This is a genomic window from Serratia ficaria (assembly GCF_900187015.1).
Taxonomy (GTDB): Bacteria; Pseudomonadota; Gammaproteobacteria; order Enterobacterales; family Enterobacteriaceae; genus Serratia; species Serratia ficaria.
In genome coordinates this window covers 1,070,557-1,095,201 of the sequence record NZ_LT906479.1, presented here as the reverse complement: position 1 = coordinate 1,095,201, position 24,645 = coordinate 1,070,557, and the positions used below count along the sequence as shown (strand labels likewise).

General features: G+C 56.5%; 24 protein-coding genes. 11 read left to right on the top strand and 13 right to left on the bottom strand.

What is annotated here, in order from left to right; all coding sequences use genetic code 11:
• The first annotated feature begins 56 nt into the window (after positions 1-56).
• Positions 57-1,556 carry an aldehyde dehydrogenase family protein gene (locus CKW09_RS05115; protein WP_061796166.1) on the top strand — a complete coding sequence of 500 codons (1,500 nt, stop codon included), beginning with the start codon at positions 57-59 and terminating at the stop codon, positions 1,554-1,556.
• A gap of 44 nt (positions 1,557-1,600) precedes the next feature.
• Here CKW09_RS05115 and feaR read toward each other — a convergent pair whose 3' ends face one another.
• The 4 genes from feaR to CKW09_RS05095 form a co-directional block, all read right to left on the bottom strand.
• Positions 1,601-2,500, bottom strand: coding sequence for a transcriptional regulator FeaR (gene feaR / locus CKW09_RS05110; RefSeq protein ID WP_061796165.1), 900 nt, complete (start codon positions 2,498-2,500; stop codon positions 1,601-1,603).
• 172 nt (positions 2,501-2,672) lie between these two features.
• A complete protein-coding gene (locus tag CKW09_RS05105; RefSeq protein WP_095095952.1) occupies positions 2,673-4,541 on the bottom strand; it encodes a hypothetical protein in 1,869 nt (622 codons plus the stop codon).
• 122 nt (positions 4,542-4,663) lie between these two features.
• Positions 4,664-5,293, bottom strand: a complete 630-nt coding sequence (locus tag CKW09_RS05100; protein ID WP_095095950.1) for a DsbA family protein — start codon at positions 5,291-5,293, stop codon at positions 4,664-4,666.
• A gap of 107 nt (positions 5,294-5,400) precedes the next feature.
• A complete protein-coding gene (locus CKW09_RS05095; protein WP_061796161.1) occupies positions 5,401-5,802 on the bottom strand; it encodes an Exc2 family lipoprotein in 402 nt (133 codons plus the stop codon).
• A 207-nt stretch (positions 5,803-6,009) separates the two neighbouring features.
• On the opposite strand from CKW09_RS05095, the gene CKW09_RS05090 reads away from it, so the two are divergent.
• Positions 6,010-6,258: a hypothetical protein gene (locus CKW09_RS05090; RefSeq protein ID WP_061796159.1), complete on the top strand. Its 249-nt coding sequence runs from the start codon at positions 6,010-6,012 to the stop codon at positions 6,256-6,258.
• A 6-nt stretch (positions 6,259-6,264) separates the two neighbouring features.
• Here the strand turns inward: CKW09_RS05090 and CKW09_RS05085 are convergent, their stop codons facing one another.
• Complete coding sequence (locus CKW09_RS05085) at positions 6,265-7,023, bottom strand: NAD(P)H-dependent oxidoreductase (RefSeq protein ID WP_095095947.1); 759 nt, start codon at positions 7,021-7,023, stop codon at positions 6,265-6,267.
• Between the two features lie 85 nt (positions 7,024-7,108).
• On the opposite strand from CKW09_RS05085, the gene CKW09_RS05080 reads away from it, so the two are divergent.
• The 4 genes from CKW09_RS05080 (at position 7,109) to CKW09_RS05065 (ending at position 10,575) form a co-directional block, all read left to right on the top strand.
• On the top strand, positions 7,109-7,474 hold the full coding sequence (locus CKW09_RS05080; protein WP_095095944.1) for a winged helix-turn-helix transcriptional regulator: 366 nt from the start codon (positions 7,109-7,111) through the stop codon (positions 7,472-7,474).
• Between the two features lie 370 nt (positions 7,475-7,844).
• On the top strand, positions 7,845-8,051 hold the full coding sequence (locus CKW09_RS05075) for a hypothetical protein (protein ID WP_061796155.1): 207 nt from the start codon (positions 7,845-7,847) through the stop codon (positions 8,049-8,051).
• A 311-nt stretch (positions 8,052-8,362) separates the two neighbouring features.
• Positions 8,363-9,838: a phospholipase gene (locus CKW09_RS05070; RefSeq protein WP_095095942.1), complete on the top strand. Its 1,476-nt coding sequence runs from the start codon at positions 8,363-8,365 to the stop codon at positions 9,836-9,838.
• Positions 9,835-10,575 (top strand): ankyrin repeat domain-containing protein, encoded by a 741-nt coding sequence (locus CKW09_RS05065; RefSeq protein ID WP_061796152.1) that lies wholly within the window; start codon positions 9,835-9,837, stop codon positions 10,573-10,575. The genes CKW09_RS05070 and CKW09_RS05065 overlap by 4 nt, the downstream gene beginning before the upstream one ends.
• A gap of 152 nt (positions 10,576-10,727) precedes the next feature.
• Here the strand turns inward: CKW09_RS05065 and CKW09_RS05060 are convergent, their stop codons facing one another.
• The gene (locus tag CKW09_RS05060; protein ID WP_061796151.1) at positions 10,728-11,309 is read right to left on the bottom strand and encodes a flavin reductase family protein; all 582 of its coding nucleotides are present in this window, start codon (positions 11,307-11,309) and stop codon (positions 10,728-10,730) included.
• Between the two features lie 176 nt (positions 11,310-11,485).
• On the opposite strand from CKW09_RS05060, the gene CKW09_RS05055 reads away from it, so the two are divergent.
• Together CKW09_RS05055 and cybB are read left to right on the top strand one after the other, a co-directional pair.
• Entirely contained in the window at positions 11,486-13,084 is a 1,599-nt protein-coding gene (locus tag CKW09_RS05055) for an ABC transporter substrate-binding protein (protein WP_095095939.1), read from the top strand.
• A gap of 152 nt (positions 13,085-13,236) precedes the next feature.
• Positions 13,237-13,761 carry a cytochrome b561 gene (cybB, locus tag CKW09_RS05050; RefSeq protein WP_095095936.1) on the top strand — a complete coding sequence of 175 codons (525 nt, stop codon included), beginning with the start codon at positions 13,237-13,239 and terminating at the stop codon, positions 13,759-13,761.
• A gap of 174 nt (positions 13,762-13,935) precedes the next feature.
• Here cybB and CKW09_RS05045 read toward each other — a convergent pair whose 3' ends face one another.
• The 3 genes from CKW09_RS05045 to CKW09_RS05035 all read right to left on the bottom strand — a co-directional run bounded on the left by CKW09_RS05045 (position 13,936) and on the right by CKW09_RS05035 (position 16,618).
• A complete protein-coding gene (locus tag CKW09_RS05045; protein ID WP_061796147.1) occupies positions 13,936-14,154 on the bottom strand; it encodes a TM2 domain-containing protein in 219 nt (72 codons plus the stop codon).
• Between the two features lie 235 nt (positions 14,155-14,389).
• On the bottom strand, positions 14,390-15,418 hold the full coding sequence (locus CKW09_RS05040) for an alpha/beta hydrolase (RefSeq protein WP_061796146.1): 1,029 nt from the start codon (positions 15,416-15,418) through the stop codon (positions 14,390-14,392).
• 18 nt (positions 15,419-15,436) lie between these two features.
• Positions 15,437-16,618: an MFS transporter gene (locus CKW09_RS05035; RefSeq protein ID WP_095095933.1), complete on the bottom strand. Its 1,182-nt coding sequence runs from the start codon at positions 16,616-16,618 to the stop codon at positions 15,437-15,439.
• A gap of 229 nt (positions 16,619-16,847) precedes the next feature.
• Here CKW09_RS05035 and CKW09_RS05030 point away from each other — a divergent pair, with 229 nt between their 5' ends.
• Complete coding sequence (locus tag CKW09_RS05030) at positions 16,848-17,762, top strand: LysR family transcriptional regulator (protein WP_095095930.1); 915 nt, start codon at positions 16,848-16,850, stop codon at positions 17,760-17,762.
• A 66-nt stretch (positions 17,763-17,828) separates the two neighbouring features.
• Positions 17,829-18,527, top strand: a complete 699-nt coding sequence (locus CKW09_RS05025; protein WP_061796142.1) for an RluA family pseudouridine synthase — start codon at positions 17,829-17,831, stop codon at positions 18,525-18,527.
• A gap of 25 nt (positions 18,528-18,552) precedes the next feature.
• On the opposite strand, the gene CKW09_RS05020 is transcribed toward CKW09_RS05025, so the two are convergent.
• The gene (locus CKW09_RS05020) at positions 18,553-19,092 is read right to left on the bottom strand and encodes a DUF2058 domain-containing protein (protein ID WP_095095927.1); all 540 of its coding nucleotides are present in this window, start codon (positions 19,090-19,092) and stop codon (positions 18,553-18,555) included.
• Between the two features lie 303 nt (positions 19,093-19,395).
• Between CKW09_RS05020 and CKW09_RS05015 the strand changes: the two genes are divergently transcribed.
• Entirely contained in the window at positions 19,396-20,208 is an 813-nt protein-coding gene (locus CKW09_RS05015; RefSeq protein ID WP_095095924.1) for an alpha/beta fold hydrolase, read from the top strand.
• A 179-nt stretch (positions 20,209-20,387) separates the two neighbouring features.
• On the opposite strand, the gene CKW09_RS05010 is transcribed toward CKW09_RS05015, so the two are convergent.
• From CKW09_RS05010 to CKW09_RS05000, 3 genes are all read right to left on the bottom strand, one after another.
• Positions 20,388-22,001: a restriction endonuclease gene (locus tag CKW09_RS05010; protein ID WP_095095922.1), complete on the bottom strand. Its 1,614-nt coding sequence runs from the start codon at positions 21,999-22,001 to the stop codon at positions 20,388-20,390.
• Between the two features lie 397 nt (positions 22,002-22,398).
• A complete protein-coding gene (locus CKW09_RS05005) occupies positions 22,399-23,391 on the bottom strand; it encodes a zinc-dependent alcohol dehydrogenase family protein (RefSeq protein WP_095095919.1) in 993 nt (330 codons plus the stop codon).
• Between the two features lie 149 nt (positions 23,392-23,540).
• A complete protein-coding gene (locus CKW09_RS05000) occupies positions 23,541-24,431 on the bottom strand; it encodes a LysR family transcriptional regulator (RefSeq protein WP_061797467.1) in 891 nt (296 codons plus the stop codon).
• Positions 24,432-24,645: the final 214 nt, after the last annotated feature.

Here is a 24,645-nt window from a genome sequence, read left to right as displayed (position 1 = left end):
GGCTGATATAGACTTTGCGGGTTAACCCCAACCCCATATGTCTGACAGGAGGGCGTATGCCTGACAATACCCTGACCGTGCTGGATAGCGTGTCGCGTTTTCTCGAACGTCAGCATGGCCTTTATATCGACGGCCAATGGCGCGGCTCCGCCGCCGATGGCCGACTGGCGGTGTATAACCCGGCCAACGGGCAGCAGATCGCCTCCACCGCCGACGCCAACGAGCACGACGTCGCCCTGGCGGTACAATCCGCCCACCGGGCGTTCAGCGAAGGCGTGTGGGCGCAGCGTCTGCCGGCCGAGCGCGAGCGCATTTTGCTACGTTACGCCGATCTGGTCGAGCAGCATGCCGAAGAGCTGGCGCAGCTGGAAACGCTGGAACAGGGCAAATCGATCAACATCGCCCGCGCGTTTGAGGTCGGCAGCACGCTGAACTGGATGCGTTACACCGCCGGCCTCGCCACCAAAATCACCGGCCAGACGCTGGACGTGTCGATTCCGATGCCGCCGGGCGCCAAATATCAGGTTTATACCCGCAAAGAGCCGCTCGGCGTGGTCGCCGGCATAGTGCCATGGAACTTCCCGCTGATGATCGGCATGTGGAAAGTGATGCCGGCGCTGGCGGCGGGCTGTTCGATCGTCATCAAGCCTTCGGAAACCACCCCGCTGACCCTGCTGCGCATGGCCGAACTGGCGACCGAAGCCGGTATTCCGCCCGGGGTGTTCAACGTCGTCACCGGCAGAGGCACGGTTTGCGGCAAGGCGCTGACCCAGCACCCGCTGATCGCCAAGGTCAGCTTCACCGGCTCGACGCCGGTAGGCAAAAGCATCGCGCGCGCCGCAGCCGACCGCCTGACCCGGGTAACCCTGGAGCTGGGCGGCAAAAACCCGGCCATCGTGCTGAAAGACGCCGATCCGCAGCAGGTGGTGGAAGGCCTGATGTTGGGCAGCTTCCTCAACCAGGGCCAGGTGTGCGCCGCCAGCTCGCGGATTTACATCGAAGCGCCGATATACGACCAACTGGTCGCCGGCTTCGAGCAGGCGGTAAAATCACTGTCGGTCGGGCCGGGGATGGACGCCGGCGCGCAGATTAACCCGCTGGTGTCGCGCGACCACCGCAATAAGGTGGCGGCCTACCTGGACGACGCCCGGGCGAAAAATGCCGAGCTGATCGTCGGTTCCGCCGGCCCGGACGCCAACGGTTTTTATATTCCGCCGACGCTGGTGATCAACCCGGACGACCGGCTTGACCTGACGCGTGAGGAGGTGTTTGGCCCGGTGGTCAACCTGATCCGCGTGGCGGACGCCGAAGAGGCGCTGAGCAAGGCCAACGATACCGACTATGGGCTGACCGCCAGCCTGTGGACCACCAGCCTGCAGAAGGCGATGGCCATGACGCCGCGCATTCAGGCCGGCACGGTATGGGTCAACACCCATACGCTGATCGACGCCAACATGCCGTTCGGCGGCTTCAAGCAGTCGGGCAGCGGCCGCGATTTCGGCCCGGACTGGCTGGACGCCTATACCGAAACCAAATCGGTGTGCATTCGTTACTGAGCGAAAACAACCGGGGCCGGCTCATCGTCAGCCCCGCCAATCGGTTACCGGTATTGCCTGCGGTATTCGCTCGGGGTAACGCCGAAACGCTGTTTGAAGGCGGTCGAAAAATGGCTGTGATCGGTAAAGCCCCAGTCGTAGCCGATGCCGGCCAATTTTTCCTGCCCGTCGGCGCTGCGCAATGCCTGCGCGCACAGGTCCAGCCGACGGTTTTTGATGTACTGCGCCACCACCAGCCCCTGGCGGGCAAACAGGCGATACAGGCTGCGTAAAGAGACGCCAAGCTCCATCGCCACCCATTCCGGCCGCAGCTGCGCCGATTGAATATGCCGGTCGATCAACGCCAGCGCCTGGTTGAATACCGGCTGCCGGCCCGCCGGACGCGCCTGGGCGCCCGCCAGCGCCGGCTGCAGCAGCGCCGCCAGCGCGTTCAATATCGCCTCGCTTTCCGCGCCGTCGATCTGCGGGTCCTGCATGCTGCCGAGCACCAACTGCCGGCTGAGCCGCACCGCGCCGTTTTCCGCCCCCAGCCTGCGCGCGCAGGGCGGCGGCAACGGCAGGCAGCTGCGCGGCAACAACAGCGAAATTTGGCGCGAATCGCGCTGAAAGGTGAAACTGCTGGGCTGCGAGGCGTCGATCAGCGTGGCGTCGCCGGCGGAAAGCACCGCCTGCCGCCCGCCCTGTTCCATCAACGCGGTGCCGCGCAGTTGGAAAACGGTAAAGAAGTGCCCGCCGTCGCTGCGGGCTATCTCGCGCGGGGTGCGGTACAACCGGGCCTGGGCCACGTCAACCACGCTCAGGCGCAGCGCATGGGCGCGGAATTCCTGCATGGCGCCGCTGAAGCCCGGCCCCAGCGTTTTGGCGCAAAACCTGCCGCAGGCGGTGTTGATTTTACCCAGCCATTCTTCAAAGCCGGCGTCCCTGAGCTGCGTCGACACCATCATGTCTCTCCCCTTTCAAACAGCAGCAACGCTGCGCCGTTGAACAGAAAATCAACATAACAATCCGCCAACCCACAAGCAATGGCGGGCCGGGGTTTTGGCGGCGCGATCACAGATCGTCGGCATCGAACAGAAGCGACCCGGCCGCAGCCGGATCGCTTGCGTAGGAACGCGATTACAGAACGTTAAAGTTGATATCGCCGATATAGAGCGATCCGTTGAGCGGCAGATTGGTCAGGTCGATATAAAACAGTAACCATTGCTGGCTGCCGTCGGCGATATTGCGCGGCGCTTGGCCGCTGCCGACGTTGAAGTCGCTGGCGTTGCCGAACATGCCGATCGCCGTTTTCGGCTCGGTGGTCACGGCGATTGAACCGTAATTCCACGTGTTTTTCACGTTGGAGAAATAGTACCCCGCAGGCCCTGAAGTGCTGCGCACGCCCTCACCGGCAAACGCATAACCGGCGGAGGCATTAAACGCTTCACTTCCCATGACCCGCAGGTTGCAATAAGGCACCCGTCCTTCGCCCATCGGCATCGGCACGGCGATGCGCTGGCTGCCGCTGGTCGGAGCGGTCTTCCGGATTTCAATGACCTTACCGGTAAAGCCGGATCCGGCCGGCGCCTGCACCGTTTGCACCAGATAACTGCCGCCGGTAAACGCATAGCCATACAGCGTAGCCAGATAGGAGGTAACCTGTTCGGCGGTCTGCAGCCGCAACATTCTGTTATTGGCTGAAGTCAGCGGCTGCAAGACCGGGCACTGGTTCTGGTTAACCATAAAGCAACCCTGAGCGTGCAGTTGGCCATTGCCGGAAAGCAGTGAAGCATGCCCGTAGGTGTTCTCAAATTCGCAATCCTGCAGATTGACCCGGCTGTGATATTGCTGAGCATCGAAATAAGAAGGGGCGGTAATAGGCACGTTGATGGTGCCGTAGAATTTAGTGCCGACGGCGTTAAAACGGCCGCTGCCGGTGATCACCACGCGGCTGCCGACGTTGGTGCTGTTAATCTCCATATGCCCGCCGAGCATGCAAACGCGGGCATTTTTGATGAGAAAACCGACCTGTTGGTAATCGATGGAGCAGTTAACGAAGTTATGCGCGCCGCCTTCCAGATTGATCACGCCGCCGTTGCCAAAGGTGCAATTGGTGTAGCTGAAATTCTCACCGGCATCGGCAATCCCCGCGGGGTAATAAAGATCGCCCCCCGCATTCTGAGAAAAATAGGTGTCATAAAAACGAACCAGATAAGCGCGGGCGCCGTATTGCACCGCCGGCGCCGTGCGGAAATTGTAGAACTTGGCTTCGCGGATCACACAGCGACAAAAACGGAAATCCCCCGCCGCGCCGTCGCCTTCAAACAGCATCGCCGTCACGCCCAGGTTGCCGGTGCCGCTATCGATGCGATTAGGACTGCAGGGGTACATTTCCAGCTTTTCCAACGTGCACTCAATCGTCGGACGGTTCTTCTCGTTATACAACCGCAGCAGCGCCTTGGGCGCATCGGCATTCTGATTGAAGCCCTCGTTGGCGAAGATCGCGCCGCCGTTGGCGTAAAGATTGATGCGCGTATTCCAGGTAACGGTGGCGCTCAGGCCATACTGGCGATTGCCCTTGAAACGCACGCCTGCCGGTTTAGGCGTCCAGTTGATATAGGTGCCGCCCGGCGCATCCCCTGACGCGGCCGGGGGAATAACCAGGGTATCGATCAGCCAGTTCAGCATGCGGCTGAATGCGGGGGCATTGTCGTGACCGTCATTGACGAAACTGCCGGTCTTGCTGCGATAGAACGGCTTGGCGCCCCACCACTCTGGATCGACGCAGTCTTCAAAGACCCGTTCCCAGATTGTCCCGTTGGCGTCCTTAATCAGCATGACGCCGTCGACATTCCAGCGATCTGCCGTCGGGCTGGCGAGTTGCTTGATAAATCGTCCGCCGGTACCGCTGTCCGTAACGACAATTTCTTCGGTATTGGTGGTGTTTGACGCAACGTCATCCAGCGTGGCGACGTAATAGATAGAACTTTGTGCAGGCAGTGCCATAGATGATTCCTCAGTGATATGCCGGAAACCGCAGTTCCCGCCGGGAATTCAACTATATCGATCCGAAAAAGAACGGGTTAACACCGCCCGCACGCTGGCGCATGACAGGACATCGCGCCCGCTTAAGGCTGCGTATCCAGCAGGTAGCGCACCACCGCGGCATACTCTTTGGCATAGCCGTCGACGCGGGTGCTGGCCATGCCGGCGTTGTCGATCTTGTACTTGCCGGCAACGTAGAACGACGGCGTGGCGCGCACGTCCAGCGCCTTCACCGCTTCGTTTTGTTTGGCGACCAGCCCCTTCACCAGCAGGCTGTGGCGGGCATTTTCGTAGGTGGCGGCATCCACGCCCGCCGCGGCGAACACCCGCTGAATATCTTCCACGCCGTTGATGGCGCGCTTCTTCTGCACCGCTTCGAACAGCGGGCCTTCGATCTGGTCTTCGATGCCCAGCGTCATCGCCACCGCCCAGGCTTCGGTCAGTTCATGGCCCAACTTGCCCATCAGGCCGACGTGATACTTGGCCAGCTTGGTGCCGGCGGGCAACGCCTGGCTGACGGTGCTGCCCACGCGGTAGGTTTCGGCAAACTGATAGCAGGGGCCGCAGTAGAAAGAGAAAAACTCCACCACCGCGGGCGCGGCGGCCACCGGCTTGTCCAGCCGGGTATACTGTTCACCCGCACGGTAATCCGCCGCCTGAGCGGCGGGCAACAACAACATCAGTAACGCAACGGCAATCGAAGGCTTCAACATAAACACTCCAGGTTCAGATTTGGACATCGTCCTTAACGGCGGTGTTTATAATCAAATAAGCGGCCGATGACCAGCCTGTATTACCTGTTGTTTATGTGGGATTAAGCTCAACGCCCTTCGTAGCCGTCCCAGAAAGCGCCCACCGCTTCCTGCGACAATACCTGCTTGTATTTGGCATTGGCGGTGCTGCTGTAGGTATGGTTGATAAATACGCTCTTCCGCTCCATCCCCTGCTGGAATTCAGGGCTGGCCAGATAATCGGCTTTTTTCTGGGCTTCACCGCGGGCCACGCCCGCAGCCCGGTCTTTTTTGCCCAGCTGGTAGAATTGCTCGAACATCGGAATGGCGTTTTTGATGCTGCTGTTAACATCGGTGCGGAACTGCGGATCGAAATCGTCGCGGGTCTGGTAAACGTAGTGCCTGGCGTGTTGCTCCGCGCTGCCGGCGTGGTTGGCGCAGGCGCCGAGCGCCAGCAAGGGAAGCAACATGGCGCTTTTCAATATTCTCATCTTTCCGAGTCCTTATCAGCGAATGAAATGTCCTTTTAACGCCCCACGATTATAAAGGCGGCGGGGCGCTCGTCAATCGGCGAGATAACGCATAGCGTATTGTTTTAAATTAATATTATATACACCGATTGGTATTTGTCGGCTGAAACACTATGCTTTAGACAGGACATTGAAAGACGCGGAGCCCCCCTGACACCGAGGCAACCAATGAAACCGATCGATAAAAACGTGGGGGAGTATGACCTCACGGCGGAAAAGAAAGCGGGCATGATCACCGGCACCATCAGCGGCGAGCTGCCGGACAGCGACGCCAATTTGCCGCTGGTGCCTTTCTCCGGCACCTTCGCCGGCTCCAGCGTGGCCGAAGCCATCGCGGATATTCAACAGCAGTTCCCGGACATCGAGCCGGCGATTATCGACGATCTGCGTGAAGAGCTGCTGAAAGCCGGCTACTAGAGCGCGTTACCGGTGGCGGACAAACGGGCTGTATTCCGGTGCGCCGGGCCGCAGCGCCAGCTCGGCGGTAAAATCCTCGTTGCGGTTGAACGGCACCTCCGGCCAGCTGCGTTCCTCGGCCAGTCTTGCCCGATAGTCTCGCACCACCTGCGCCAGCCGGCGGTCTTGCGCCTGCCGCTCCCCGGCGGCCAGCCCGCCGCGCACCCCGTAAACCAGAAAAGGCTCGAGGATGCCGAAGCCGATATAATGCAAAGCGTGCATGATCGGCCACAGCATCAGCCGCATATCGCCATCTCGCCCGTCGGGTGCGCAGGCTTGCTCGGCGGCGCCGGCGGTAACGGTCAGCAGCGCCCGTTTGCCGCGCATCACGCCATTTTCATGCCGATGCCGGCTGTCGTACAACCCGCCGTAAACGAACACCCGATCCATCCAGCCCTTAATGATGGCCGGCGCGCCGAACCACCAAAACGGGAACTGCAGGATCAGCCGATCGGCCTGCCGCAACAACGCGATATGGCGCTGAACCTCGGCCGGCAAGGCCCGGTTATCCCAGTGGTGGCGCTGCTCCTGCATCGGATCGAACCTGTCCCGGTCCTTTCTGTTGGCGTAGTTGCCCGCCGCTTCACGCGGGTCGAAGTCTTCCTGATAGAGATCGATCGTCGTCACCCGGTGCCCCTGCGCCCGATAAACCTGCCGCGCCTGGGCCGCCAGGTGCGCATTGAAGGACTGCTTTTCGGGATGAGCCAGTACAATCAGAACGTTCATGATGCCTCTCCAAAAATGGGGGTGTGCTGTTATGCTGGGGTTTTCCGCAGCCGCTTTCAATTACGCACCTTGAGGTAACCACCCTATGGCGTTCCCCGGCGACGTGTATTCCAGCAAGTGTTCTGCGCGCGATGCGTTGGCGTTGATTTCCGGCAAGTGGGTCATGCTGATCTTGCCGGCGCTGGCCGCGCGCCCGATGCGCAACGGCGAGTTGCTGAGGCGTATAGAGGGCATCTCGCAAAAGGTGCTGACGCAGACGCTGCGGCAGCTGGAGCGCAGCGGCCTGATTGAACGGCTGGACTTCAGCGAGCGAAAGGCGGCGCACGTCGAATATCGCCTGACCGCCGTCGCTCATTCGCTGGTAGATACGCTGGTGGCGCTGGATAAATGGGCCGAGCACCACTTTCCCGAGTTGGATGCCGCCCGTGAGCGCTACGATGCAGAAAAATAGCTTAAAAATGAAAAGAGCGGTGAATTAGCCGGCAATATGGCGATATAGAATATTCTTACTTACGTAATCTTTGCGGTTTCCATACTATTCCCATTATTGTCAACCCGACGCTCCGCGGACGATACTGTCCACCTCGATTTTATTATTAAGGTTATATTATGCGTCGTATTCTGATGTTAGTCAGCGCGCTGTGCATTGGCGCCATGCTGTCCGGTTGCTTATTCCCACCGCCGGGTGGCGGCGGTGGCGGTGGCGGGCGCGGCGGCCCGGGCCATCACTTCAACGGCCCACGCTAAATAACAAGCCCTTTCATCGGGGCTTTATTGTTCATTTTATTCCGCCCCTGGCAGCCAACCCACAGGATATAATAATGAAAAAATTAATGCTTATTATCACCGCCGTCCTGGCGTTAAACAGCGCACAGGCTTTTTCCGCGCCGCCGGTGAATGATCATCACGATAAACCGCGCTTGCAGCAAGAGGTGCGGAAAAAACCGCATCACAATAAAAAGCCGCGCCCGCCTAAAAAGAGCCCGGCAAAACGCCCGGTGGAGACCCACCCCGAGCGCCATAAATAATTGCCGCTACGGCTGCGCCCTGCCGCCGTCCCGGGCCGCCAAGCAGGATCACGCTCATCGAGGCACCGCCGTGACGCGGGGGATGTTGATAATCGGTATATAGCACCTTATTGAATTGTGATAATTTTATGGGCACTCGCACCCTTTGGTGTATTGCAGTGACATGGAAGATAAGGACACCCGATGATTTATCGTTCGCTAAATCTCGATGAGGCAAGGAATGGCGGCCAACCTGGCTCTCTTCGCCACTATGTTATCGGTACGTTTCAGGCTGTAGCGGCAATCAAAATCAGCCTGCGGTCAGGTTCGATATGAAACTGACCTACCTCACCTTTGAACACACAGCGCCGGAGAGTTTTCCCTGGATACTTGGCCCCGCGGAAGCTCGTTACGCGTTGGAACGCAACTACCTGTTCGGCGGCGCGGCCGGTATGTCGATATGCAGCCGACATCACATCACCCGCAATACCCAGTCCGGTATTGGCATAACCGATTATCGTGAGGACGCGGCCATGAAACGCCAGGTGCTCGATGATATCAATTGCGGTAGATTGCTGGCAATCGATGAAAGGCTCGGGGCCTGGTCGCCGACGAAAAATGCATTTTACGTCAATACGGAAGGCCGGTTACAACGCTACCCGGGCAGCCAGCTTCCGGCCCTCTATCCCACCGAGCGCGTGATAGCCCGTTACGAAGACATGGTCAGACGCTATGGCTACCGAGCAAAACCGACCGTTCTGCCGGCGGGCCAGAATACGACCCGGAACACGCCACTACAGCAGGCAATAGCCACGGCAGCAGCAGCCGTCGCCGCCACGGCGAAAGCCATCCGCCCGATGACCAAGGCGGAACGTTGGCAAGAGCGCCAGTACCTGATAGGGCGGGGCAACCGCAGTATTTACCCGGATGCGCGCATGGCGGCACAACGATTGGCAGAAAATAACGTGGCGGTCGAGAAGGCGAAGCTGGCTGGGAATATTTACCAGACCACCAATCCGCTAGAGCGCTCTCCAGACATACCAGAAGGCTGGAAAGATATCAGTAATAATGATGGGGCGTTGAGCAAACTGGGCTTAAGCAAAGATATGCTTTATGACGATGAGAATACGCCAGGCTTTTTAGCTCGGGTCTATCAACCAGACGAAAATATCTTTGGCAAAGCGATGAATCCGACGGTGGTATTCAGAGGATCCCGGGCACCGGAGTTCCCGGAAGGAATAAGGAGCGCGGCCCAAAAAGCCTTATTAAAAGGTGACCTGTCAGGCGTTAACAATCTCGATGACTGGGCAAATAATGGCGCTCAGGGTGCAGGTTTTAACTCGGGGTATTACAAAAAAGCAGTCGATATCGGTAAAGCTGTTAAGGGTGATGTTGATATCTCCGGACATTCTCTAGGAGGAGGCATGGCCTCTGCGGCCTCTATCGCCAGCGGCAAACCGGCATGGACGTTTAATGCCGCGGGGCTGAATGCGGGGACGGTGGAAAAATATGGTGGCTCGATAATAGGAAGTACGGACAATATCCAAGCCTATCGCGTGAAAGGAGAGCTGCTGACTAAACTGCAGGAAGTTGATTGGTGGGAAGATGCCAAAGATGTCAACTTCTACCCGCCCGCCGTAGTCGCTAAAGAGCAGCTATCCATGCTGGCGCCCGACGCTGCGGGAATAAAACACACGCTTTCGGGCGGAACCGGCTCATTGCTGGACAAGCACGGTATAGATCAGGCGATAAGATGCATTGAAGATGAAAAAGACGATGATATCGCCACAATCAAGGGGAGAATATGAAAAAGCTCATTCTCATTATTACTATGGTGCTGTCTACGCTCATCATGCAGGGATGCGAACAAGGTATGGATCTACAGCCGCAAGATTATTTTGAGGGCCAACAGCTGGAAATGGCCAAAGCCATTTATGATGGTGACAAAAAGCAGTTGGACAGGATGCTGCCATCAGCAAACAACGATGTGTTAAATCGCCCGGCCAAGGCAGAAATTACCCTGTTGTTCTGGGCGATAAATAATGCCATCTATGACAAGAATACGCCGGAAAGGCTTCAGATTATCACCGACCTGGTAAAGGCGGGGGCCGATCCATTACAGCCAAGGCAGGAAGGAAGAAGTAGCCCTGCTGAATTTGTTATAAAAGCTGACAAAGGCGTCTGGATACAGGCCATGCTGGATGGGGGACTTTCTCCTGACGCAAGAGACAGAATAAACAATCAACCAATAATTTTCAAAAGTTTTCAATCAGTTAACACCGAAACATTAAAAGCGTTGATAGCCTATAAAGCAGACGTCAATATCAAAGGTGCAATGAATAGAACCCCATTAATAAATGCATTGTATAATAGCAGCACAGATCACATTAAGGTTTTATTGGCTAACGGGGCGAACCCATTAACCAAAGATGATTTTAATGACAGTTTCCTCTCCTTGATTTCCGCGGAAATATCGAAAGGAGATAAAAACAACGAGTACATCAAGAAGCTAATTAAAATTAAAGCAGGCATCAAGCAGCAATAATAACCAGGCATTTGCAACGCGCATACCCAGTACGGGGCTTGAAGCACTTAGACCATAAAGCCGGCCACAGGCCGGCAAAACGCCCGGTGGAAACCCACCCCGAGCGCCATAAATAATTGCCGCTACGGCTGCGCCCTGCCGAGCGGCCGCGCTTACGGCGCTTTGGCCCGCAGGGTGTCGCCGCTGCGAATAAAATTGCCGGCGCCCAAATGATGAATGGTGTGCAGGCTCGCATTGGCGTCGGCGAAATTCCACCGGCCATTCTGGAACACCCGCTCATCCGCCGCCGCACTCAGCACCTCGCCAAAGCAGGTGTCGTATTTTTCCTGCGCCCCGCTCTCCGGCAGCAGCCGGCACTCCAGCCAGGCCACGCACCCTTGCTCGATCAGCGGTACATTCAAGGTGGCGCTGGGGACTGCGGTGATGCTGAAGCGGGAAAACTTGTCCTCCTCCGCCCCGGAAACGCTGCCGACCGCATAGGTGGTGTCGATAAACATCGCCGCCGGCACGCAGATGCCGAACGCCCCGCTTTCTTCGATCATCAGCCGGGAATGCGCCCCCTTGTCGACCACGATGGCGATGCGCGGCGGGCTGAATTCCACCGGCATCGACCAGGCCGCCGCCATTAGGTTGCGCCTGGCGCCATCGCGGCTGCGGCTGGTGATCAGCACCGTCGGACCATGATTGAGCAGGCGGCTGGCGTGTTCGAGCGCGACGGGACGAAAATAAGTCATGACAAATCCTTGGACATGGGGCAAGTGCCCGCAGTGTAGATCTGCGCCGCAACCACGATCAATGGCGCCGACGGTGGCGCCGCACAGAATGAACAGGTTCACGTCCCGCCATCCATTATCTATAGTTAACTCAGTTCGCCTCACGGCCCTAACCAACCAGAGAGAATCCCGTCTTGATGCCATTAAAACACCCTACCGCCGGTTTGCTGCTAGCGAGCGCCGGCCTGCTGAGCGCCGGCAGCGCGCTGGCCGCCGCCGATTCCCTGGTGTACTGCACCGTGGCGTCGCCGGAATCATTCAACCCGCAGCTTTCCACCTCCGGGCCGACCTTTATCGCTACCTCACAGGTGCTGTACAACCGCCTGGTGACGCTGCGCGAAAGCGATAAAACCCCGGCGCCTTCGCTGGCCACCGAGTGGGCCATCAGCCCGGACGGCAAAACCTACACCTTTACGCTGCGCAAGGGCGTAAAATTCAACAGCAACAAATACTTCACCCCGACGCGCGACTTCAACGCCGAGGACGTGGTGTTCACCGTGATGCGCCAGAAGGACGCCAATCATCCGTATCACAAGGTGTCCGGCGGCAACTACGAGTACTTCACCGACATGGGGCTGGACAAGCTGATCACCAAGGTGGAAGCGGTGGACGACAACCACGTGCGCTTTACCCTGAGCCAGCCCAACGCCGCCTTTCTGGCCGACTGGAGCATGGATTTCGCCTCGATCCTGTCCGCGGAGTACGCCGACGCGATGCTGAAAAAAGGCACGCCGGAATACGTCGACAACTGGCCGATCGGCACCGGTCCGTTCGCCCTGCAGCAATACAAGCAGGACTCGCTGATCCGCTATGTGGCCAACCCGCACTACTGGCAGGGCGAGGTGGCCAGCAAACACCTGATCTTCTCCATCACCCCGGACCCGCAAACCCGGCTGGCCAAGCTGAAAACCAACGAATGCCAGATTATCCCGGCCCCGCTGCCGGAGCAGTTTGACGCCATCAAGGCCGATAAAAACCTGCAGTTGCATAACATTACCGGCCTTAACGTCGGCTATCTGGCGTTCAACACCCAGAAAAAGCCGTTCGATAACCTGCTGGTGCGCCAGGCGCTGAGCTATGCGGTGGATAAAAAGGCGATCGTCGCCGCGGTATTCAAAGACAGCGGCACCCCGGCCTATTCGGTGCTGCCGCCGGGCATGCTGGGCTACAACGAGAAGCTGCCGGAATACGCCTACGATCCGCAAAAGGCGCGCGAGCTGCTGAAGCAGGCCGGGCTGGAACAAGGCTTTGAGACCGACATCTGGTCAATGCCGGTGCAGCGCCCTTACAACCCCAACTCGCGGCGCATCGCCGAGATGATCCAGAGCGATTGGGCCAAGGTGGGCGTGAAGGCCAAGATTGTCACCTGGGAATGGGGCCAGTATCTGGCCGGGCTGCGCAAAGGCGAGCAGCAGAGCGCACTGTACGGCTGGGTGTCGGATAACGGCGACCCCGACAACTTCGCCACCCTGCTCGGCTGCGCCGGCGTGCAAAGCGGCGCCAACGTCGCGCGCTGGTGCGACCAGGGCTACGATCGGCTGATCCAGCAGGCGATCCAGGTCAGCAAGCCCGAAGAACGCGCCAAGCTTTACCGGCAGGCGCAGACGATCTTCGCCAAACAGGTGCCCTGGCTGCCGCTGGCGACCGGCAAGGTGTTCTACGCCACCCGCGGCAACCTCAGCGGCTACGTGGTTGACGTGAACGGCAGCGATTTCGCCAAGGCCAAGCTGAACTAGCGGCCTGCTTCGCCCCCGTCGCCGGCGGGGGCGGCAACGCTATCGATATCACCGATACCCATGCGCCGGCGCTTTCCTCGGCCGTAACATTTGGTTACCATCGGCAGACATGCGATTTAACCTCAAAAGGTAACCCGGTGCAGAACACTTATATGCCGATGCAGATCCGTCTGCACTGGCTGGTCGCGATCCTGTTGGTCATCACCTGCACCACCATTGAGCTGCGCGGCTTTGCCGAACCCGGCACCCCGCTGTGGTACGTGCTGGTCGTCACCCATTTCAGCTGCGGAGTAACGGTGTTCGCCTTGATGATTGCCCGCCTGCTGCTGCGCTGGCGCCACGCCTCCCCCGCCATCACCCCCAAACCGCCGAAATGGCAGACCGGCATGGCGCATCTGGTGCATACCCTCATCTACCTGCTGTTGCTGACGCTGCCGGTGCTGGGCGTGTATTCGCGCTACCTGGGCGGCAAAGAGTGGTTTCTGTTCGGCCTGCCGATGCCCTTTGCCGACGTGGCGGATCGGCCGCAGGCGCGGATGATTATCGGCTGGCACAAGACGCTGGCGTCATTCGGCTATTGGCTGATTGGCCTGCACGCCGCCGCCGCGCTGTTCCATCATTATATCGTTAAGGACAATGCGCTGGTGCGCATGCTGCCGCTGATGAAAAAGCGCTGAATAGAGCAAATCAAAGGGGGAACTGATTACCGTCAGCAGTGTGAAAAAGTGCGCGACGAGCTGATTTCCCTCGGGGTCGCATGGCCGCCAGAGCCCCGTTAATAACCGAGACAGGGCCGAGCCGAAGATGCGCTGGCGCCCCCTGCCGATAAAGGGGCGCCGCCGCGGAGAAACTTAAATCAACCCGGGATTGTATTTCTGGTTGAACTTGTCTTCCGACTGGAAGAGATAGTAGATGCCTTCAATAAAGCCGACAATAGACGGGATCCCTGTCCAACAGAAGATCAGATAGAACAGCCCCCACCATTTCATTCCCAAATAAAACTTGTGAATGCCCAGGCCACCTAAAAATATGGCCAACAGGGCCGCAGCGAGCTTGTCTTTTCTGCTCATTTCTCACTTCTCCTTAGCTATCACCGAACCACCGGCATGACCAAATGCCGCGCCGCAGATCGCGGCGCGGCAACACGGGCTTGCGAAGCAACGGCAAACGCCCGCGCTCGCAACGCCAAATCAGGTTAATGATAGCAGCAGATAAGTAAACGGCTGTTTAACCGGCAACAGGCTGGCGGGGGCTAGCCGCCGGCCAGGCAAAGCCGCACCCGAGATCGGGCGCGGCTTTTCGGCATTACCGCAGGTTGGCTTTAAAGAACGAGCTCAGCTTATCGAAAGGGATCAGATCGACGCGATCGTAGAGATCCACATGGCCGGCCCGCGGAACGATGTACAGCTCTTTCGGCTGCCCCGCACGTTTGTAGGCATCTTCACTAAACTCTTTCGAGTGCGCCCGCTCGCCGGCAATAAACAGCATGGGGCGCGGTGAGATGGTCTCGATGTCATTAAACGGGTAGAAGTTCATAAACTTGCCGATACTGCTCAACATCGGTTTTGTCGTCAGCTCGGCCTTCTCGCCCGGCGGGGTATAAGCGCCGCGCGGGGTGCGATAGAAATCGAAGAACTCACGCTGAATCGCAGGCGTTGAATCATCAAGTTTGTTAAGGGTGCCGGGAATATAAGCTGTTTCTTCGCCCTTAAACTCGGCCAGCCGTTGCTTCGCCGCCGATTCAATAAAGGCTTTGCGCTGCTCTGGCGTAACGGAATGCTGCAGGCCATTACGGAAAGCCGCCCCCATGTCATACATGCTGACCGTGGCGATAGCCTTCATGCGCGGATCAATTTTCGCCGCGCTGATGACGAAGCTCCCGCTGCCGCAGATCCCCAAGACGCCAATGTTTTCCGGCGAGACGTAGGGCCGGGTGCTCAGATAATCGACCGCGGCGCTGAAGTCATCCGCATAAATTTCCGGAGAAATCAGATGGCCGGGCTTGCCTGCGCTTTCGCCCCAGAAAGACAGATCGATCGCCAGCGTGACGAATCCCTGCTCCGCCAGTTTTTGCGCATACAGGTTTGAGCTCTGCTCCTTTACCGCCCCCATCGGGTGGCCGACGATGATGGCCGGCAGCCGGGCGTTGTGGCTCATGCCTTTCGGCATAAACAGGTTGCCGGCGACATTCATCCGGTATTGATTTTTAAAGCTGACTTTTTGCCGGCTGACCTTGTCGCTTTTATAGAAATTATTCGCGCCGTTGGACATATCGGCGCCTGTGGCGGCAAATGCGCTGATTAACAGCCCAAACAGCAAGGTGAAGGTTCTCATTAAAGCTTCCTCAGTGGGTTAACGATCTTTGCGCGACGTCCAGAGCGTCAGGGCGGCAGCCATCGCCAGTAACATGGCGCTCAGGGTGAATGTGCTTTGATAACCGCGGTGATCAAAGGCCAGGCCGCCGAGGGTGGACCCCAGCGCGATGGACAGCTGCACGACCGCGACCATCAGGCCGCCGCCCGCTTCGGCGTCGTTCGGCAAGGTTCTGGCGAGCCAGGTCCACCACCCCGTCGGCGCTGCGGTGGCGATAAGCCCCCAGAAACCGAACAGCGGCGCGACAATCCATACGCTGTGGCCGAAAGCCATCAGCCCCCCGGCAATGGCGGCCATCAGCAAAGGGATGGCGATAAGCGTGGGGTAAAAACCCGCCTGCAGAAACGCGCCGATCAGCAGAGTGCCGATAAATCCCGTCACCCCGATGGTCAGCAGAATGAAAGACAACGCCGGGATATCTACCCGCGTCACCGTTTCCAGAAAGGGGCGAACGTAGGTAAACAGAGCAAATTGCCCCATAAAGAACAGCCCGCAGGCCGCCAGGCCAACCGCCACCAACGGATCCGCCAACAGGCGAAAAACCGCGCCGCCGGGTTGCGCGCCTGTAGCCGCCTTCATCTTCGGCAGGCTGAACCACTGCCAGACAAAGGCGAACAGCGCCACGGGAACCAGGCAGAAGAAGGCACCGCGCCAGCCGATAAGCGCCCCCAGATAACTGCCGAGCGGCGCGGCGACAACGGCGGCCAGCGCGTTGCCGCCGTTAAAAATGGCCAGCGCACGCGGAACCTGAGGCTGCGGCACCAAACGAATGGCGGTCGCCGCAGACAGCGACCAGAAACCGCCAATGGCCACGCCGATCAGGGCGCGGCCGGCCATATAGATGAGGTAGCTTGGCGCCAGTGCGATAACGGCGCCGGAAAACGCCATCAGCGCCGTCATACCCAACAGCAAGACTTTGCGATCGAGATTGCCGGCAAGCGTTGAGATCGACAGGCTGGTCAGCACCGCCAACGCGCCGGAGATGGCGATCCCCTGCCCTGCCAGCCCTTCGCTGACGCCCAAATCCCCTGATATCGGCGTCAGCAGGCTCACGGGCATAAACTCCGACGCAATCAGGACAAACACGCACAGCGTCATGGCGAATACGCCGCTCCAGTAGGCGCGTTCCCGGCGGGATACCTCGCTCGACAGCGTGGACATAAATACGACCTCCAAATAGTGGCCCGGCAATTTCAGGCAAGCCGGGGCCGGACGCTAGGGATGGGAATAACGTCAAAAAGAATGTGGTGAGAATAAAGAGAGGCGGCGTGTATTCGCTGCGGGGTAACGATCTCTTGCTTGAAATTCTACACGCAGGGCGTAGGGTGACTAGCTAATGAATGCTTAATGAGCTTATAAGCTCAGGTTATTAATCAACAGGGCCAATCCGATGAGACGCAATTTGAACGACCTGCTCTATTTCGTTACGGTGGCGCGCGAGGGCAGCTTTACCCGCGCTGCCGCGCAGTTGGGCGTAACCCAGCCGGCGCTCAGCCAGGCGATTTCCGGGCTGGAGGAACGCATGCAGATCCGCCTGCTGACCCGCACCACCCGCAGCGTTTCCCCCACCGCGGCCGGAGAGCGCTTGCTGCAGGCCATCGGCAACCGCATCGACGAAATTGAAACCGAGCTGGATATGCTGACCGAATTGCGCGACAAGCCTGCCGGCACCGTGCGCATCACCTGCGGCCCGAACGTGTTGCGCACCACGCTGCTGCCGAAGCTGACGCCGCTGCTGCGCGAATATCCGGATATCCGCATCGAGTTCGATGCCAATCATGGTTTCAGAGATATTGTGGCGGACCGCTTTGATGCCGGAGTGCGGCTCGGCGACACCATCGATAAAGACATGATCGCCGTGCCTATCGGCCCCAGACTGCGCATGGCGGCGGTCGCCTCGCCGGACTATTTTGCGCGTTATCCCCTGCCCCAAACGCCGCAAGAGTTGACGCAACATCTGTGCATCAATCAGCGGATGATCAAATCTGGCGGGCTATACGTGTGGGACTTTGATCAGGATGACGGCGACCTGAAAGTGCGCGTCGGCGGCCAGCTCACCTTTAACACTTCGGAACATATTGTCGATGCGGCACTGGCGGGGCTGGGTATCGCCTTCTTGCCCGAAGAGGAATTTGGCGCGCATATCGCCGAAGGACGGTTGATCCGCGTGCTGGAGCCCTGGTGCCGCCCTTTCCCCGGCTATTACCTGTATTACCCCAGCCGCAAGCAGCCTTCACCGGCATTTTCGCTGGTTGTGGATGCGCTGCGAATGTTCGAGCCTGGCAGGGGCCGCCGGGCTCGCTAAACGGCGGATTCGTCAGCCGGCCGAAAATTGGTTATTATCCGCTCCCGCTCTTCACCCGGCAGCCCGATGTCTACGATTTTCGATAGCTTTATCGCCCCGCCGTGCCATGACCAGATAGAAATCCTCTATCAGGACGCGCACCTGGCGCTTATCAATAAACCCGCCGGGCTGCTTAGCCTTTCGGGGAAAAATCCGCAAAATCTGGATTCGGTGCATCACCGGCTGGTGCAGATATTCCCCGGCTGCACCCTGGTGCACCGCCTGGATTTCGGCACCTCCGGCCTGATGGTGATCGCCCGCAATAAGGCTATCAATGCCGCCCTTTGCCGGCAGTTCAGTCAACGCACGGTGACCAAGGTGTACAGCGCGCTGCTGTGCGGGCACTTGGCCGACAACGAAGGGGTGATAGACGCCGCGATCGCCAAAGACCCGGCGCTGTTTCCGCTGATGTCGATTTGCGCCCTGCGCGGCAAGCCCGCGCGCTCCCGCTATCGGGTGGTCGAACGCTTTTACCATGAGCCGGCGGAGGGGAGATTGCTGCCATTGACGCGGGTGCGGCTAACCCCGGAAACCGGGCGCACGCATCAACTGCGCATCCATTGCCAGCAGTTGGGCCACCCGATTTGGGGCTGTGACCTGTATGGCGGCCGCCTGCCGCCAGGCACCGAGCGCACCCCGCGGCTGATGCTGCACGCCAGCGAGCTGCATTTTGTTCACCCCATCAGCGAAGAGTGGGTCAAAGCCCAGCATGCCAGCCCGTTCTGAGAGCCAAAGCCGACCGGGGTATGGGTTACCACATCAAATCATCGGGCACTTTAAAGTCGGCATAAGGATCGTCTTCATCCTGCTCTTCCTGGCTCAGCGCGCTGTTTAATACGATACTGTCCGCATCCCGCTGCGCAATTTTATCGGCGACGCTCGCCGGGATGATGGCATATTGGCTCTCGCCGCTGTTATCCGCCACCAAACGGGCAATCGCCAGGCGGCCGCTGATCAGCTGGGCCTGCGTCGGCTTATCCACAACGATTTTTTTAATTAAATTGTTGTCGGTGAAGTTAAAACCGATATCGCCTTTTGAAATGTCGATTCTGTTCATTTCAATCAGCTGCTTCACCTGCGCTTTATATTCTTTGGATAACGCTGCTTGTTTTTGCTGCTCGTTTAGCTGCTTATCACGCTCGAGCTGGGCTTTTTTATTTTCTTCCACCGCCTCTCTGGCCTCGCGCGCCTGAACGCGCGATTTTTTAGCCGTTCTTTGGACCTTGGCCATTTTTTTGCTGGTCACTAAACCCGCTTTTAGCATCTGCTCTTGTAAGGTGAGTTTTGTCATCTTCGCTTCTGAATCCGTTGAATAATTGGTGGGATTATACCTGCAATTTTTGAGGCTGCGCCAGGTTGCAGGCCCCGATCGCCACGAGGCTTGGATCTGCAAGAGTCTATCAGAGGCTGGCGGGCCACGCTCTCTGGATTAGTCCCTTGCAGGCAGAGATTAAGCCGCCATAAACCGATACGGCAAAAGTTGCCGCGCCTTTTCTATAATAACAAGCAAGCGCGCTGCGGGTGGGCGCGGCAACCCTTTGATTGCGGGGAAACAAACCCGATGTTGTTTGCAGTAGACTGCGGGAGCAGGGTTATGCCGATAGAAGACACCGATCTCAACCTGTTTCAGGCTACCGGGGCGCCGCCCCTTCCCCCGGCCGCAGTTGCAGGCCGGCTGGAGCATGAGGGGGCGCGTATCTGGTATGCCACCTGCGGTGACGGCCCGCCGGTTTTCCTGCTGCACGGCGGATTGGGCCACTCCGGCAATTGGGGCTATCAGGTGCCGGCGCTCGTCAACGCCGGCTACCGCGCGGTGCTGATCGACAGCCGCGGCCATGGCCGCAGCTCGCGCGATCGCCGGCCCTATTCTTATGAGCTGATGGCCGGCGACGCGCTGGCGGTGATGGACAGGTTGGCTCTGGAACAAGGCTATTTCGTAGGATGGAGCGACGGCGCCTGCACGGCCCTTACCCTTGCCGCCACGCAGCCCAGCCGAACGGCCGGGGTGTTTTTCTTTGCCTGCAACATGGACCCCACCGGCGCCAGAGAAATGCAGCCGGCCCCCAGGATAGATCGCTGCTTTGCCCGGCACCGGCAGGACTATGCGGCGCTCTCGGCCACGCCTGACGGCTTCGAGGATTTTGTCGCGGCAGTCACCGAGATGATGCGGACCCAGCCCAACTATTCGGCAGACGACCTGAGAGCCATCGCCGTGCCGGTCGACATTGTGCTGGGAGAACAGGATGAGTTCATTAAACGCGACCATGCGGTTTATCTCGCCTCAAACATTCCCGGCGCAACCCTGACCATCTTGCCCGGCGTGAGCCATTTCGCCCCCTTGCAGCGGCCCGCGCTTTTCAATCAGGCGGTGCTCAGCTTCCTGGACAGGCTCACGGCGACTCGCTAGGTGACTTATCTTGCTGCTGGAATATTTTTTTGATTGGAGAGGGAGGCGGACTTACCAGTCCGCTTATAGTTAAGGTACATCGGCTACTAACAACTCTTTATGCTAATCGATGTGCCACAGCTCAGATAAAGCAATGAACATAACGAAAGTGCTATCTTCAATGGCATCCTTAAAATTACTTAAAAATTTGGATTAATACGGGCAGATACGCCGGCGTGCTCCTTTAAGAGATAAAGAAGACCTCCGCCATCAATGAGTTCTATGGGTTTATCCTCACAAAATCGATAAGCGTCTTTGCCGTACTGACTGGTACAGACCAAAATACCTTTGTTCGCGCCCTCGTTCATCATTGTACCGTACAGATCTCTGACGGAGCTGACACCGACCGTGTCTTTATATCTTTTGGCTTGAATGACAACTTTACCGCCTAGAATTGGACGTGTATCAAATGCAACCGCATCAACACCACCGTCTTTTGTGCCCCTGGTAAGTTTCGTATCTAATCCCATTTGCGTAAACAGGTTTGAAACCAATACTTCGAACTCAGATGGAGAAAGCTCCATAAGGTTTGGGCGAGTTTCAAGTCCAGAAAGAGCATCACCTTGATCAATGAAGCGTTTATCAACCATATCAAACTCAAGAATGGGCTTGACTGCCTGGAGTTCATCAGGTCGTCCTGAAACTTGAGCCCCCAGACTTCGGAGACATGCAACTTTTTCAACTCGTTCAAGTTTGATTTGCATAAAATCATCTTTATGCGCTCGAGCTGAAACCAACGTAACGACGATATCATGGCCACTGGTCGGATCAACGGTCTCGATAACACCGTTAAAAAGAACAGATGTTAAAGCTGAGGCCTTATCTGCTTCGAACAGCTCATGCAAAGTTCGAAGTGTAATTGCTGCAATTATATTCTGATAAAGTTCTTTGATTTCGTTAGCCTTTCTAGGCTTTGCCTCGATGGCATCTCTTGTCTTAACATACTTATACTCAAGCTGACTTGGGACAATAGATATCTCTGGCAAGCTATATTCAACTACCAATTCTTTATTTTCAGGTAAGTATGCGAGTCTAAATGATTGAGGAAACCCAACCTCTGGATATTCAGAGCGTGTCAAAACCATTCCACAATAAGCCTGTACGCTGTCAGGAACACATTCCAAATAATCTAGTTCAAACTGATTAACTTCCTCATGCTGCCTTTCAACTTCTTCGAAATAGGCTGTTCTATGCTTTTGATATTCCTCAACCAACGAATCTAACTCAATCTTCTGGTTGGAGGCCCTTCGCAGATATTCTTCTTTTTTCCTAGAAAAAGTATCTTCTGAAATTTGTAATTCTCGTTGATACTTTCTCTGCACCCACGGAAAAATCATTTTCCATGCAGGAGGAACACTCACAATTTTCAGCTCAGGCTCTGCCTCAGGTAATAAGTGCTTAGGCGTTTTGAAATCTTCGAACTGAGGCACCTTTTTTAAAGCGGTGAAATCTATCGAATCATCAAAATCAAGTGTATGTTCAAGTAGGGTTGAAAGGGAAATGATAACCTCTTCCAGTTCAGCGTTCAGGTCGGATACCTCATCCTGTCGCCCTTCTAAGTACGCGACTTTAGCTGCTTTTTCAGCCGCCTTATGTACGCGTAATATTTGAGCGTTTTCTCTTTCAACCTCACGTTCTAAACGCCGAACCTCAGCAAAATGATTTCTTTCTGACCTCTTCCGCTCACGCTCTGCTGCTGCTACCGCTCTAGCTGTCGCACGAATAAAACCTTCAAATCCCGATCTGCGTCCCATCTCTGTCCTCAAGAGTCTCCTACTGAAAATCAATCTATGACTTTAGCAAAGTTGCCACAGGCAAGCATAGATTTCCTTTAAGTTATTCTCAATTTACTTCATTGACATTCACACGATCCAGAAAACAAGTAAAACTACCCACTACCAGTGATTAGTTAGCTTTCAATTAATTAACAAAATTAAGAAAATTAAGAAAACTGATTTTTATTGCTGAACAACCTGCGTGACATTAGGGCTGCTTCGAGCGAAGAGCGGACGTTAATTTGAAGAGGAGAATATCGAAGTCAATACGTTGGATGTCAGTTCCAGAGTTATCGGTTAGAAACTAAGGATGATAAAAAAGCCCGGATATTTTCCAGGCTATAGCAAAAGCATTAATAAAATACTGCGGTAAGAATTACTCTACGACCACAACTATTTTGCCTACCTGGCCATTGGCCTCCATATAGCGCTGGGCGTCCGCAATCTCGTCGAGCGGGAACGTTTTATCGATGACCGGCTTCAGTTTGCCGACTCGTAAACCTTCGCTGACGAAGGATTTTGCGCGCGCCATTTTTTCAGAGTCCGTCGTGATTTCAAACAGCTCATATCCACGCAGAGTGAGATGCTTACCGAGAATATCAAATACAGGCACAAGCATGTCGCGGCTGTCGAGCGCGCCATACTGAAAGAGCATGCCCTGCGGTGCCATCACCTGAGTCAGTTTTGCCACGTCCGGGCCGCCGACGGGATCAAAAACAATATGGGCTCCCGCACCATCCGTTGCACGAGTGATTTCGGCAACCATATCCTGCTCCGCTGTAGCAATGACGACGGCTGCACCGGCTTTCAGGAGCATTTCGCTTTTTTCAGCAGTACGCGTAAGCGCAATGGGTTTTGCACCCAGCATGTTAGCTATCTGTATGGCAGCCAGGCCCACGCTGCTTGATGCTGCGCGGATCACGACATTCTGACCAGCCTGAAGGTTGCCATATTCAACCAGCGCACCATAAGCGGTGACATACATCATCCAGCTTGCGGCTGCTTCCTCGAAGGAAAGATTTTCAGGATGCTTCACGACAGCGTGCACCGGTGCGTTGACCAGTTCGCCGTACATGCCGTATTCATTAAACATAAATGAAGGGATCACGCTTACCCGATCTCCCCTGGCAAACTCTTCAACATTCTCACCGACGGCCTGTACAACGCCAGCGGCTTCATAACCAAGACGTGCCGGAAATTCCGGCTCGATAACATACTGACCATTGCGGTACATGATTTCTGCACGGTTGAGACCAATCGCATGTACGCGAATCTGCACTTCACCCGCTGCCGGCGCGGGCACCTGTATATCAACAACTTTCAGCACTTCCGGACCGCCGGTGCGGTTAAAGGTAACAATTTTAGACATATTCAGCTCTCGTTGGTTAATGGCGCACCTTCAGAATAATGCCGAAGGGATGCCCGAATCATTTGTGAACAATCTACGTTGTTATAAACGCACCAGAAATAGCCGACAGGGAACTTCAGTATTAATTATCCATTAACAATCCGTCTGCTTCAGCGGAGCTGCGTGGCCAGAACATCGCTGAACCAGTCGATAAAGACACGCACTTTTGGAGAAAGGTAGCGTCTGTCCGGATACATCACTGACACCGGCTTTGACACCGATGGGTATTGCGGCAGAATCTCTTCAAGTGCACCGGAAGCAATATGGGGAGCAACGGCATCTAAGGTAGCCTGGATAATGCCCAAACCAGCCAAGCCACAGGAAAGCAGAATATCGGAATTATCAACCAGCAGGCTGCTCGCAGGACGCAGCGAAACAATGCTCCCGTCTTCGATAAACTTCCATTCCATGACGTCACGACTGTGGTCGCTAAAAAAGTTAATTGCCCGATGCTTATCCAGATCCGCAAGTGTTTCCGGCCGATCATGCCGCTGCAGGTAGGACGGGGCTGCGCAGGTAACCATCCTGATGTCGCCAAGACGTTTGGATATAAAACTTGAATCCTGGAGCGCGCCCAGGCGGACAAGGCAATCTACGCCTTCCGTAATCAAATCAGTTTTTTTATCCGATGAAACCAGCACGACTTCAATACCTGGGTACAGCGCCTGAAAATGCTGGAGATTAGGGATCAATATGGCATGCGCCAGCGCCAGGGGCACATCAAGCCTCAGACGTCCTCGCGGTGGAAGAGTCGGTGAAAAACTGGCCATCATGTCATTAACTTCGGCCAGAACATGCCTGGCATGATGATAGAACTCATCCCCTTCGGCAGTAACGCTCAGCTTTCGGGTTGTGCGATGAATGAGTTTTACACCCAGATCGTTCTCTATCTGTTGTATCGCTTTGCTCACGGTGGGGCGATGGATCTGAAGTACATCGGCGGCTTTTGTGAAGCTACCCTGTTCAACAACCTGTATGAAAATATTAAGGTATTCAATCATGTTGGTATGCACGTGATCACCTGTTTTTTAGGCTGTTTAAAACTGGCATTGTAAAGTAAACCATCCCAACGACATTAATTCTTTTGGTTCAGATAAGGACTTCCAGGCTGTCAAAATGTCCGTTTTTGGCACATAGCAGACTCCGCCCTGCTCCCAAGCAACTTTAAGCGCTCTTCACCCGCCTTTATGAAACCACATTCCTTATCAGCTGGAA